Genomic DNA, 13,453 nt, shown 5'->3' on the forward strand with positions numbered 1-13,453 from the left:
ACGAAGTTAATCATCCTTTTTTTTCTCATCTTTTTCATCGTCGCCATCTGGAATGGCAGCACCCACAACAGCTGCTGTCCCTTTTACAACAGCTTTAGTGGTGCCATAAGCAACTTTGACTGGAACAGTCACGACTTTAGTAATACACCCTTGTAGCATCAGTACACAAGCTAAAGCACCCAAACAACGTATCATGACTGTCATTGCTTATTCTCTTTTTTTAAATATCGCTATAGCCTAAACTTTTGAGCGCACGTTCATCATCAGACCAGCCACCTTTGACTTTCACCCATAGTGTCAGCATGATTTTCTGTTCAAACATTTTTTCCATGTCTGTACGCGCTTCCATACCAATGCGTTTGAGTTTAGCGCCTTTGTCACCAATCACAATGGCTTTTTGTCCCGCGCGTTCCACAAAAATCGTGGCATCAATATAGGTACAAGCAGGTTTTAATCGACCTGTTTTTTCACTGATCGTTTCTTCTTCAGTTTTAAAGGATTCAATTTGTACCGTTAAATCATAAGGCAATTCTTCACCCAACTGACGCATGATTTTTTCACGGATAATCTCACTGGCCAGAAAACGCTCAGAACGATCGGTAATTTGATCCATCGAATATAACGGCGGTTGAAATGGCAAATATTTTTCAATCGTGTCACGTAAATGATCCAAATTTGCACCACGTAATGCAGAAACAGGTACAATTTCAGCAAAGTTCATGAGTTTTGCACGTTCACGAATCAATGGTAAAGCTTCATTCTTATTTTCAAAGGTATCTAATTTATTGATGACCAAGATCACAGGCATTTCTGCATTTTTCAGCTTTTCCAAAACCAGTTCATCGTTTTGAGTCCACTTTTGCGCATCGACTACAAATAAAACCAGATTGACATCACGTAATGCTGAATGCGCTGCACGATTCATCATTTTATTAATCGCACGGACTTCTTTTTTATGCATACCCGGCGTATCGACAAAGACCGCCTGTGACTTTTCACGTGAATCAATTCCCACAATTTTATGACGTGTGGTTTGTGGTTTACGTGAAGTAATCGATAGCTTTTGACCCAATAAATGGTTCATCAATGTAGATTTACCTACATTTGGTCGCCCAACAATCGCAACAAAACCGCTTCTAAAGTCAGCAGGAATGGTGACACCTTCGTCACTAAAGAATTGATCAATCAGTTGATTAGCCTGATTTTCATTGTCACGAATTTCAGGATTTTCATTTGAATCTGGATTGACTTGATCAGAATGCATGGACATGCAGGCTATTGCTCCAATAACTTTAATATTTCTGCCGCCGCTGCCTGTTCGGCAAAACGTCGGCTTGATCCCTCACCTACAATATTGGGTAGCCCCGCTACCGAACATTGCACTTTAAAATGCTGATGAGGTGCATCACCTTGAATATCTACAACCTCGTAAACAGGGAGAGGTTTTTTACGTGCTTGTAGATACTCTTGTAAACGCGATTTAGGATCTTTGAGCTGATCACTTGGCTCGATATGATCCAGATAAGGCGTATACCATTTTAAAACGATACTTTTTAATAACTCTAAATCACCACTGTCGACATAAATTGCTCCAATAATCGCCTCTACAGTATCGGCTAATATGGATTCACGGTGATGACCACCCGATTTTAATTCACCTGTGCTTAATATTAAACACCGGCTAAGTTTCAAATCGTTTGCAATTTTGCCTAAAGCTTCCTGTCGTACCAGTGTAGCACGCATACGGGTAAGCCGACCCTCATTTTCATGCGGATAGGTCTGATATAAATAATTGGCAATGATCATGCCAAGTAATGAATCGCCTAAAAACTCCAGACGCTCATAATTATGTTTGTGACTGACAGATCGGTGTGTTAAAGCAAGCTGAAGTAAATCAGCTTGCTGAAACTGGTAACCAATCCTGCTCGGTAATCGAGGATCACTTAGCTTGGACTGACCTTTGATCAAAATTTTTCTCGAATGTTAGAACTAAATCAATATTTAATAAGAAAGGTTTTCTTATTTCGTACTTCTTGCTGACGTTTAAACCATTGTTTGTGGTCACTTTGGCAATATCCTTGAAGTGTAAATCACGGATATTGTTCATGTCCAAACGCTGGTCCATTTGCATATCGAATTTGGCAGGTGTGATATCTGAAGCGCTATTTTGGATGAGCTCCTCAATTTGACTATCAATCACTCGGTCATCCCAATAAGCTGGCCAGATTGCAACGGCAGCCTTGACTGCCAGTGCAAATAAAATTACCCCAAATAAAATGGCTAAATACGAAGCGCCTTGTTGAGACTTACGCATTTGTAATATTCCTAATCGTGTTTTTAGTCAATTTTCCCATTTCGACTGAACGATGGAATCTTAAAGCCTGGCTCTTTATGCATCCAGATATAAAAAGCTCGACCTGTTAAGTTTTCCTCAGGAACGAATCCCCAAAAACGGCTATCTGCACTTTGGTCTCGATTATCGCCCATCGCAAAATAATGCCCTTTTGGAACAGTCACTTCCCAATATAAACCATCTTGATTCGAATATTTACCATTTTCTATATAATTGATGAACGGCGCTTGACGAGCAATATTCACCCCTTCAAGTTCACGCATTAGATGGGTGTGAGTTCCCAAGGTTTCTTTGTGATAAATCGAGGTTGGTGTATCCAAAATATCTTTTTCACGATGAAATTCGGTCGCAACTTTTGGTACTTTTTGACCGTTAATCGTCAACTCACCGTGATCATAGACAATATGATCGCCTGGTAAACCGACCACACGTTTAATATAACTAATCGTTGGTTGTGGTGGATAACGGAATACAATGACATCACCACGTTCAGGCTCTCCGACATCAATAATTTTCTTATTGATGATCGGCAAACGCACACCATAGTCAAATTTGTTAACTAAGATGAAATCACCTGTTTCTAGTGTTGGTACCATCGAATCCGAAGGGATATTAAATGGCTCGTACAAAAAAGAGCGCAAAATGAGTACCACCGCCAGCACAGGCCAAAAGTCATATGCCCATGTGATCAGAAAATTTTCATTTTCACGTCCTTTCGTTGCGCGCTGTTTAAGCACCAATTTATCGAGTAACCATACGATAAAAAATAACAGCGTGACTGGAACGAGAATCAAATTAAAATCAAAATCCACAAAACCTCACTCGCAGCTCAGCTGCTCGTTTTTCGGCAAGATAAAGCAATGCTTTACCTCATCTTATCTATCGACTTTTAATACAGCTAAGAACGCTTCTTGTGGGATTTCAACACTACCCACCTGTTTCATGCGTTTCTTACCTTCTTTTTGTTTCGCAAGTAATTTCTTCTTACGCGATACGTCACCACCATAACATTTCGCCAAGACGTTTTTACGCATCGCTTTAACAGTAGAGCGAGCAATCACCTGCGCACCGATCGCCGCCTGAATCGCCACATCAAACATTTGACGTGGAATCAGATCTTTCATCTTTTCAACCAGTGCAATACCACGATGACGCGCATCCTGACGGTGACAGATCATGGCCAAAGCATCGACCTTTTCACCATTAATTAATACATCAACCTTAACCAGAGATGAACTTTCAAAACGCACAAAGTTATAATCCAACGATGCAAAACCACGCGAACACGATTTCAATTTATCAAAGAAATCCATCACCACTTCTGCCATCGGAATTTCAAAAGTCACTGAAACCTGATTGCCTAAAAATTTCATATCCTTTTGCACACCACGACGTTCGATACACAAGGTCATGACATTGCCCAGATATTCCTGAGGAACAAGAATATGACATTCTGCAATCGGTTCACGCAAATCTTCAACCAAACTCCCATCTGGCATTTTAGATGGGCTGTCGATATAGATGGTATCGCCTTTTTTAGTTACAGCTTCATATACCACCGTAGGTGCAGAGCTAATCAGATCTAGATCATACTCACGCTCTAAACGTTCTTGTACGATTTCCATGTGCAGCATACCCAAGAAGCCGCAACGGAAGCCAAAACCAAGCGCATCTGAACTTTCAGGTTCAAAGAACAAAGCAGAATCATTAATTTGTAGTTTTTGTAATGCTTCTCGGAATGGTTCAAAATCACTGGAATCAATCGGAAATAAGCCTGCGTACACCTGTGGTTTAACCTTTTTAAAACCTGGTAAAGTCGCAACTTCAGGTGTTGAAGATAAAGTGATGGTGTCACCCACTGGCGCACCAAAAATATCTTTAATCCCCGCAATCACGAAACCAACTTCACCCGCTTCAAGGATATCTGTTTCGGTATGTTTCGGATTAAACACCCCCACAGAAGTTACAGGATGGACCTGACCTGTGGATTTGACCAACATTTTGTCGCCTTTACGAATACGTCCTTGCTTGATCCGTACCAAAGACACAACGCCCAGATAGTTATCGAACCATGAGTCGATAATCAAGGCTTGTAAAGGTGCTTCACGATCACCTTCTGGAGGCGGGATCACATCGACTAAACGTTCAAGTACCCCTTCTACGCCCAAACCTGTTTTTGCAGAGCAGGTGGGTGCATCCGTCGCTTCAATCCCGATGATTTCTTCAATTTCATGAATGACGCGTTCAGGTTCAGCCTGTGGTAAATCAATTTTGTTTAAAATGGGAAGAACTTCTAATCCCTGCTCAATCGCGGTATAACAGTTTGCAACTGACTGTGCTTCTACACCCTGCGCAGCATCGACGACCAATAATGCACCTTCACAAGCAGCAAGTGAGCGAGAAACTTCATAAGAAAAGTCAACGTGCCCTGGTGTATCAATGAAGTTCAGTTGATATTCCTGACCATTTGGATGCGTATAATACAGTGTGACCGATGCCGCTTTAATGGTAATCCCACGTTCGCGTTCAAGCTCCATTGAATCCAAGACCTGAGCCTGCATTTCACGGTCTTGTAAACCACCACACATCTGAATAAAACGGTCAGCCAAAGTTGACTTGCCGTGATCGATGTGAGCAATGATCGAAAAGTTACGAATATTTTTGATATCAACGGATTTTTTAGCCGACGCCATAGATTACTCTGAAAAAAAGTACATCTCTAAATGCAATACTTCATACAGTATGCAAGATGTAAAAGGACTGTCCTAAATTGCTGCACAGTATAAGCAACCCCAGATTAAAAATATAGTGCGATCATTCTGCTTTTAAAACTATTCATGTAATCCTCACAAAATGCGCTCTGAGTATTGATGAAACCCTTTGAAAAGACTGAAGCAAAGGCAAATGAATCCATTTGCTTAGTCATAATTCACGGTAAAATCGATCGGATTGACTTCCTGAGCTAAAGGTTGGTAGGTTTGGGTAAAGGTGGGTGACATCCGTTTTGGCCGACCTGTACTAATTTCAACACAAGCCCATTTAGTTTTTCCAACAAATAAGACACTTTGATCTTTAGGACGATAAAACACGTACTGTCGGGATAAATACAAACTATCAATCGCATCTAGCCATGTACGTAGTATGATTTCCTCTCCTTCAAAAGCAGCTTTTCGATACTGTACGTGGTGTTCTACAGCCACCATAGCATGATTCATTTCCAAATATTGTTTGAGACCCAAGCCTAATCGCTCGATATGTGCTGTTGCGACATCCTGCATCCACTGGACATATCTGACATTGTTCACATGCCCCAATTGATCAATATGCTCAGGATTTACCGTTAATTTTAAATCAAAAATTGCACTCATTTGCCAAAAGCTATTTATATAAAAAGTTACGCACATTTTACGTTACTTCCCAATCTGATTCATCTAGGATTTTATACACGATCCCAGCCTAGGTTTTTATGATGAGTAGCCTGAATATTTCAAAACAACATGCGGATGATATGTTTTATAAAAACAATCCATTTAAACCTAAATCCAATTTTATTTCTAAAGCAATAAATCCTACAGACAAACTTAACTTTGAAGATGAAGTCCAACTATATTTAGAAAAAAATCCAAACACTCAACATGTTGATATTATTTTACATGATTTAAATGGACATATTCGCGGAAAAAGAATTGATATTCAGATGCTAAAACAGCTTCACAAGGGTTGTTACTTCCCACTTTCAATTTATGCGATGGATTTAGATGGAAAAGTCGTTGAAGAAACTGGACTAGGTAAATATATCGGTGAACCTGATTATTTATGTCTTCCCATCTTGGGAAGTTTAAAGCCTTGTCCCATTCAGCCTGAATCAAATGCTCAGGTTTATTTGACGATGCGAGAACAAGACGGGACTGCATGTGGTTATGAACCTCGTAATATCTTAAGCAAACTTTTGACAGAATGTAATGAACAAGATTACTTTCCCGTCATTTCAGCGGAACTTGAGTTTTATTTATACCCATCAGATGCAAAAGCTGATGGATATACTTTTGCCAGTCAATGCTTTGATATGAACGCACCCGATGATTATCAAGCTCTACTCGATGAAATAGAACATATTGCCAATTTGCAAGGCATTCAAATTGTTTCGATTGTTTCAGAGTCAGCCGCAGGTCAATATGAAATAAATATTCCACACAGTGCCGATGTTTTAAAGATCTGTGATCAAGTAATGTCGCTGAAACGTATCGTTAAGCAAGTCGCCAAACGCCATCATCTCCACGCCAGTTTTCTAGCCAAACCAGACCTGAACCAAGCAGGGAGCGGCATGCACTTTCATGTGAGTTTATGCAATTCACTTTTAAATAATTATTTTAGTTCACATGACCTTCATCAACCCTCTCCAACGTTGTTAAAAGTGATAACGGGGTTGATTGAACTTATGCCAGCATCTATGGCGATTCTTGCACCAAATATTAATTCCTACCGTCGCTTTCAAATCGGACAACACGTGCCGCTTGAAGCAAACTGGAATGTTAATAACCGTAATGTCGCCATACGTTTGCCCTGTTCTGATCAACAAAATCAGCGTTTTGAATATCGGGTCGCAGGTGCAGATTGCAATCCTTATTTAACTGTTGCAATCATTCTTACAGGACTCCTTTACGGTCTTAACCATAGCTTAGAAATAAAAAAACCATCCCACTTATTAAAATATCCAGATGATCATATTTTTCTACCACATAATCAGCTAGATGCACTTAATCAATTTAAACATCAGTCATTTATTCAAAAAACATTAGGCAAAGATTTTTGTGAACTGTGGCATACATTAAAATTAGCGGAGCATCAGTGTATTTATAATAAGATGACTTTATCTGAAAAAAATTGGGATATTTAATTACTTTCAATTTAAAAAAAACCCTTTACAGGTTTATATTGTAAAGGGATTTTTTTTAAGATGAAAATAAAATATTTCATCATTATTTAGATGCTTTATTGTTTAGATACTTTTTTATTTCTCCCACATAGAGAAATAAAAAACACTTATCAAAGCAGCCTAATGATTATTTAATTCTCAAGCCCAACATCGCACGTTGTCCCTGACGAATAATAGAGACTCGTACCACTGTATTTTTAGGTAACGCAGCAACAGCTTTACTAAAATCACCTGTATTTAAAATACTGGTATTATTAATTTGAGTAATCACATCACCTGAAATAATATTGGACTGCGCAGCCAAGCCGCCACGTGTCACATCTTCAACCAAAATACCGCCACGAACATCCAGACGTGATTGTTCAGCTGCTGTCAGGTTTCGAATTGCCATTCCTAATACTGGACCATTTTGTTGCGTCGCACGCTCTGAGGTTGCTGGCGTATCATCTGGCGCAGTGGTTAAAGTCGCAGAAATATTACGAGGTTTGCCATCACGCAGTATTTCTAACTGAATCGTCTGTTTTGGCATGGTGCGATTCAAATAGTTTAATAAATCTGAGGTGCGTGAAATTGGGGAACCATTATATTTCATAATGATATCACCCGCTTTTAATCCCGCTTTGGCAGCTGGTGAATCTGGGGCAACCTGATTGATGAGCGAACCTTCTGGTCGCGGTAAGTTATAGGCATCAGCTAGATTACGATCGATATCCTGTAACATTACGCCTAAATACGAACGTGTGACTTTTCCTGTAGTTTTAAGCTGTTGTACCACATCCATCGCCACATCAATCGGAATGGAAAATGATAAGCCCATATATCCTCCCGTACCACTAAAAATACGAGAATTCACACCGACGACTTCACCGCGTTGGTTAAATAATGGGCCGCCTGAGTTACCCGGATTTAAAGCCACATCGGTTTGAATGAATGGAACTGAGGTTTCACCCTGCATATTTCGTGATTTGGCACTGACAATACCTGCTGAAGCAGAATAATCAAAACCAAATGGTGAACCAATGGCAAGCACAGGCTCACCCACTTTCAATTGATCAACATTGCCTATTTTCAAGGAAGGATAATTAGTTCCATCGACTTTAAGTAATGCCACGTCAGTACGCTCATCACTTCCAATCACTTTTGCATCAATTTCACGTCGATCCTGCAAGGTCACGGTAATACGTGAAGCATCTTCAACGACGTGATGATTGGTAAGTAGATATCCATCCTTACTAATAAAAAAGGCACTCCCGTATCCTACTTTTTCTTGTGGAGCCTGTTGTTGTGGAATGACGACTTGATTACCAAAAAAACGACGTAAAATCTCGGGCACTTGTTGCTGTAACAACTCTTCCTGAGTCATTTTTTTTACAACATTGACACTGACCACTGCTGGGCTGGCTTGCTCGACCAGACTTGAAAAATCAACAGGGGTTGCAGCATCCGCTTGTACAGCCGCCATGGTAAAAACCATAGCATACATTCCATTTTGTAAAGAGCGACTATTCATGTAACACGAACTCACACACTAGTTTTAGGTTAGACCCAATTGTTTTAGCACAACTTTTTCTATATTTCCGTAATAATATGTTTATTATTTCCAGAATAAAAAAATTGCGATTATTCCATTAAATTTTCTCTATTTTGATCATTCAAATTTTTAAAAACTGAAAGTTTATTGAAAATTCGACTTAGATTTAAGCATATAGAGTCTTGCCTTTTCTTAAAAAAAAGCGTGTTATTAGCAAACTTTTTGTAAATTAGCTGATGGACATGTCTGATTCAAACACAACTCATCATTTTGATGTGATCATTGTGGGGAGTGGCGGCGCTGGGTTAAGCCTTGCTTTGTCATTACCAAGTCATTACAACATTGCGGTTTTAGCGAAATCCTCCCTGACTGAAGCCAGTACTTTTTATGCACAAGGCGGTGTTGCAGCGGTACTAGATGAAACTGATTCTATTCAACAGCATATTGATGACACGATGATTGCAGGTGCACATTTATGTGAACTTGATGCAGTTAAACAAACAGTTGAAGGTGGTCGATCATCGGTTGATTTTCTGTTAAATCATGGTGTTGAATTTACCCTTGATGAAGAAGATCAGCTTCATCTCACACGTGAAGGCGGACATTCACAGCGCCGAATTATTCATGCAGCAGATGCAACAGGCAAAGCAATTTCTACCACATTGGTACAACGTGCCAAAGAACAAAAAAATCTGACTATTTTTGAAAATTACATCGCGATTGATGTCATTACATTACATAAACTAGGACGAAAAGATCAAAGTAATCGTGCTATTGGACTGTATGTGCTCGACGAAAAAACCGAAAAAGTGCATACCTTTTTAGCTCCATTTACCGCACTCGCCTGTGGTGGTGCAATGAAAGCTTATCTTTATACCTCAAATCCTGATATTGCCACAGGTGATGGGATTGCCATGGCTTATCGTGCTGGTTGTCGCGTGGCGAACATGGAATTTAATCAATTCCATCCGACCTGTTTATATCATCCGCAGGCGCGATCTTTTTTAATTACAGAAGCCATGCGGGGTGAAGGTGCATATTTACGCTTACCAGATGGTGAACGTTTTATGCTACGTTTTGATGAGCGCGCTGAACTCGCACCGCGAGATATTGTAGCCCGAACGATTGACCATGAAATTAAACGCTTGGGGATTCGCCATGTCTGGCTGGATATCACCCATAAACCTGCGGAGTTTATTCAGGAGCATTTTCCAACACTTTATACCCGCTTACTTGAACTGGGCATTGATATCACCAAAGATATGATTCCAGTGGTTCCAGCAGCACATTATACCTGCGGTGGTGTGGTGGTAGATGAACATAGCCAGACAGATATTGAAGGCTTATATGCCATCGGTGAAACCTCTTATACAGGTTTGCACGGCGCTAACCGTATGGCCAGTAACTCATTACTTGAATGTTTTGTCTATGGCATGAGTGCTGCGCAGGATATTCAAAACAAATTTGATTCCAATTTTAAATGGCCTGATGTTCCTACTTGGGATGAATCTCAGGTTACAGATGCAGATGAAGACGTTGTGATTTTACAAAACTGGGATGAATTGCGTTCGACCATGTGGAACTATGTGGGGATCGTGCGCACCACTAAACGTCTTGAACGTGCCCTACACCGCATCGAAATGTTAAAGCGAGAAATCACTGAATATTATCAGGATTATCGGGTCAGTAAAAATCTGATTGAACTGCGAAATTTAGTGCTTGTTTCAGAAATGATTGTACGATGCGCTATGCAACGTAAAGAATCTCGCGGTTTGCACTACACTCTAGATTATCCTGAACTCGGAACAGAGCTACGCAAAACGGTACTAACTCCGCCAAGTTTTGAAGTGGAACAACCTTTAGTGAATGTAGTTTAAGTTCAGAATCTCAATAAAAAACGCACGAAAGCTTTATGCTTTTCGCGCGTTTTTTTATATCGAAATGATTTATTGTAGATGACTTAATGCTTGCTCAAAAACCAATTCAGGCGATTGAGTTGCATCGAGACGTTTTACCCGTTCTGGATATAACTGATGTAACTGTTGATAGCCTTCACGCACACGCTGAAAAAATTCGACTTTTTCCTGTTCAAAACGATCTAAAGCACCACGTTCACGCGCACGTGACATGCCAAGTTCAATAGGCGCATCTAACCAAAACGTAATATCTGGCATTTGCGAGACAAAAGTTTGATTTAAAATCTTCAGTTTTTCTTTGCTTAAACCACGTCCCGCACATTGGTATGCATAACTGGCATCGGTAAAACGATCACTGAGCACTGTTTTACCTGCATTTAATGCGGGAACAATCACTTGTTCTAAATGCTGTGCGCGCGCTGCATAAATCAATAAAAGCTCTGTATCATGTGCCATTTTTTCTTCATGATTCACCGCGAGCAGCAAATCACGCACTCTTTCAGCCAAAGGCGTACCACCTGGTTCACGGGTCAGTACAATTTGCTCACCTTGTCTTTCAAAATGCTCATGAATCTTTCGAATGAGCGTGGTTTTTCCCACACCTTCCGTGCCTTCAAAGCTAATGAACATAATTTCTCCGTCGTTTTTGGATACGAGCTTGGGTTACAAATGTTTGGGTTCTAATTCTGGGTATCCGTTTTTGATCTTAGCACGGACAAATAATCCTGAACTGCCTGATTATGTTGCTGCAAAGTTTCACTGAACTTGTGTCCACCATTACCTGTCGCAACAAAGTAAATATTTTTGGATTGGTCAGGATGCATCGCCGCTTCAATCGCTTTTTTACTCGGCATAGCAATCGGGGTGGGCGGTAAACCAGACATCGTATAAGTATTATAAGCGGTTGGGGTACGCAAATCCTGTCGGCTAATTTTGCCCTGATATTTATCGCCCATGCCATAAATCACAGTGGGGTCAGTCTGCAAGCGCATACCGAGTTTTAAACGGCGTACAAATACTCCAGACACTTGCTCAAGCTCACTGTCCAGACTGGTTTCTTTTTCAATAATGGACGCCATAATCAAGGCTTCATATTTATTTTGATAAGGTAAATCTGCCGCACGATTTTGCCATGCCTGATCTAAGGCTTTCATTTGATAATGATATAAATCGGTCAGAATTTTTTTATCGCTTTCACCTTTTGAAAAGAAATAAGTATTCGGTGCAAATAAACCTTCAGGATGCGAGTAAGGCAAATCCAATTCTGTTGCAATTTGTTGTTCAGGTAAATTAACAACTGTCTTGGTCACATACGGATCTTTTTTTAGATTTGCAATCAATTGCTTAAAGGTCGTTCCTTCAATCACTTGAACCCGAATCATTTGAGCATTTTCAGCATTGGATAGCATCACTAAAACTTGGCGAATACTCATGCCTTGAGGGACTTCATACACCCCTGCTTTCATGGTGTCATGTATAAAAAATTTCTGATAAATCTTGGGAATCAAAGGAACCGAAACTTGATTTTCTTTTGCCAGACGCTCAATAAAATGTGAATAAGTATCACCGTTAGCTACCACCAGTAATTCTTTTTTACCTTTTACAGGATAAGCCTTAAATAGATTCATCCATAGCAAACCAAATATCACAATGGCTACAATGCAAAATGCTACCAGCCATTTTCTATTTCTCGCAAAAAAACCGATTTTGTTTGGCGGTTTTTTCTTGTTTTTTGCTTTAGGCTTATTTGAAGGTTTTGACATATCAGTGAATCTGGTTCAGTTGAAGTGTATGAAAAAGATCTACACAAATTTGAGCATCTAAAGGTTTTCCATCTAAATGGGTCACGGCTTTCATCGGACTTAGTGCATTACAAAAAAACAGTGCCTGAATATTTGCAATCTCATCCATATCGATAAAACCATGAGCGACAGGCACATTGAGTTTTTCCATTCGGGATAAAATCTCAGCGCGCATCACACCGTGCACGCCATTATAACGAAGTTCGGGTGTAATCCATGTATCTTTTAAATAAATAAAGCAATTACTGCTCACGCCTTCAACAATCATCCCTTGTACATCTGTTACCAAAGCTTCTATCCATTGTTGTTGATCTGCTTCCTGTTTCAGTAACACCTGTTCTAGCCGATTCAATGTTTTTATCCCGACCAAATGCGGCATGCTCATCCCTATCACCTGATTTAACACCCCTGTTTGTATGAATTGAGGAGCAAATTCGGTGTGCGTTTGCGGATAAAACCAGACGTACACATCAGCATGTTGTTCTGGCAGACTATAACCGCGCTGCCCTACACCACGACTAATGATGATTTTAAGCGTGCCATTTAAAACATCCAATTGACTTTGCAATTTCGCTAAACTTTTTTCGATCAGTGATAGATCAGCCTTGAGATATAAATATTCACAGCTATTTTTTAAACGCAATAGATGCCGTGCTTTGAGCTCAAACTTTCCTTGATAAATACGCGCTGTAGTAAAGCATCCATCTCCATAATGAAATGCCCGATCTTGTAAATCCAATGCTTCCACTTGTTCTGCATTCTTAAAACACCACATCGCCAAACATCCCGTTGATTTCTCAGCTTAGTTTAAAAACACATAAGCTTTTTCTATTTCTTTTTTATTCATATAAAATTCATTTTTTATTATTTTTTATGGATAACAACTCGCAGTATGCTGCACGCATGTTCAAAACA

At 39.9% G+C, this 13,453-nt stretch carries 13 protein-coding genes; 2 read left to right on the top strand and 11 right to left on the bottom strand.

Features of this window, described 5'->3' with window-relative positions:
• Positions 1-6: 6 nt before the first annotated feature.
• The 7 genes from F944_RS09540 to F944_RS09570 form a co-directional block, all read right to left on the bottom strand.
• Complete coding sequence (locus F944_RS09540; protein WP_004989834.1) at positions 7-204, bottom strand: NF038104 family lipoprotein; 198 nt, start codon at positions 202-204, stop codon at positions 7-9.
• 16 nt (positions 205-220) lie between these two features.
• Positions 221-1,264 (bottom strand): GTPase Era, encoded by a 1,044-nt coding sequence (gene era / locus F944_RS09545; protein WP_104794619.1) that lies wholly within the window; start codon positions 1,262-1,264, stop codon positions 221-223.
• 11 nt (positions 1,265-1,275) lie between these two features.
• Positions 1,276-1,968 (bottom strand): ribonuclease III, encoded by a 693-nt coding sequence (gene rnc, locus F944_RS09550; protein ID WP_004989842.1) that lies wholly within the window; start codon positions 1,966-1,968, stop codon positions 1,276-1,278.
• Complete coding sequence (locus tag F944_RS09555) at positions 1,940-2,314, bottom strand: DUF4845 domain-containing protein (RefSeq protein WP_004989843.1); 375 nt, start codon at positions 2,312-2,314, stop codon at positions 1,940-1,942. Before F944_RS09555 ends, rnc begins: the two co-directional genes overlap by 29 nt.
• Positions 2,315-2,337: 23 nt before the next feature.
• The gene (gene lepB / locus F944_RS09560) at positions 2,338-3,165 is read right to left on the bottom strand and encodes a signal peptidase I (protein ID WP_004989844.1); all 828 of its coding nucleotides are present in this window, start codon (positions 3,163-3,165) and stop codon (positions 2,338-2,340) included.
• 63 nt (positions 3,166-3,228) lie between these two features.
• Positions 3,229-5,046: a translation elongation factor 4 gene (gene lepA, locus F944_RS09565; RefSeq protein WP_004989846.1), complete on the bottom strand. Its 1,818-nt coding sequence runs from the start codon at positions 5,044-5,046 to the stop codon at positions 3,229-3,231.
• 225 nt (positions 5,047-5,271) lie between these two features.
• Positions 5,272-5,721 carry an acyl-CoA thioesterase gene (locus F944_RS09570; RefSeq protein WP_010588759.1) on the bottom strand — a complete coding sequence of 150 codons (450 nt, stop codon included), beginning with the start codon at positions 5,719-5,721 and terminating at the stop codon, positions 5,272-5,274.
• A 101-nt stretch (positions 5,722-5,822) separates the two neighbouring features.
• On the opposite strand from F944_RS09570, the gene F944_RS09575 reads away from it, so the two are divergent.
• Positions 5,823-7,250 carry a glutamine synthetase family protein gene (locus tag F944_RS09575; protein ID WP_010588760.1) on the top strand — a complete coding sequence of 476 codons (1,428 nt, stop codon included), beginning with the start codon at positions 5,823-5,825 and terminating at the stop codon, positions 7,248-7,250.
• Positions 7,251-7,416: 166 nt separating this feature from the next.
• On the opposite strand, the gene F944_RS09580 is transcribed toward F944_RS09575, so the two are convergent.
• Positions 7,417-8,799 carry a DegQ family serine endoprotease gene (locus tag F944_RS09580; RefSeq protein WP_004989852.1) on the bottom strand — a complete coding sequence of 461 codons (1,383 nt, stop codon included), beginning with the start codon at positions 8,797-8,799 and terminating at the stop codon, positions 7,417-7,419.
• A 263-nt stretch (positions 8,800-9,062) separates the two neighbouring features.
• Between F944_RS09580 and nadB the strand changes: the two genes are divergently transcribed.
• Positions 9,063-10,697, top strand: a complete 1,635-nt coding sequence (gene nadB / locus F944_RS09585) for an L-aspartate oxidase (protein WP_005003677.1) — start codon at positions 9,063-9,065, stop codon at positions 10,695-10,697.
• 69 nt (positions 10,698-10,766) lie between these two features.
• Here the strand turns inward: nadB and tmk are convergent, their stop codons facing one another.
• The 3 genes from tmk to pabC are packed head-to-tail and all read right to left on the bottom strand — an operon-like array spanning position 10,767 to position 13,313.
• Entirely contained in the window at positions 10,767-11,366 is a 600-nt protein-coding gene (tmk, locus tag F944_RS09590; RefSeq protein WP_004989857.1) for a dTMP kinase, read from the bottom strand.
• Positions 11,367-11,416: 50 nt separating this feature from the next.
• Positions 11,417-12,499 (bottom strand): endolytic transglycosylase MltG, encoded by a 1,083-nt coding sequence (gene mltG / locus F944_RS09595; RefSeq protein WP_004989861.1) that lies wholly within the window; start codon positions 12,497-12,499, stop codon positions 11,417-11,419.
• A gap of 1 nt (position 12,500) precedes the next feature.
• Positions 12,501-13,313 carry an aminodeoxychorismate lyase gene (gene pabC, locus F944_RS09600; protein WP_004989862.1) on the bottom strand — a complete coding sequence of 271 codons (813 nt, stop codon included), beginning with the start codon at positions 13,311-13,313 and terminating at the stop codon, positions 12,501-12,503.
• Between the last annotated feature and the right edge of the window lie 140 nt (positions 13,314-13,453).

It is taken from the genome of Acinetobacter ursingii DSM 16037 = CIP 107286, from assembly GCF_000368825.1.
In the GTDB taxonomy this organism is placed as follows: Bacteria; Pseudomonadota; Gammaproteobacteria; order Pseudomonadales; family Moraxellaceae; genus Acinetobacter; species Acinetobacter ursingii.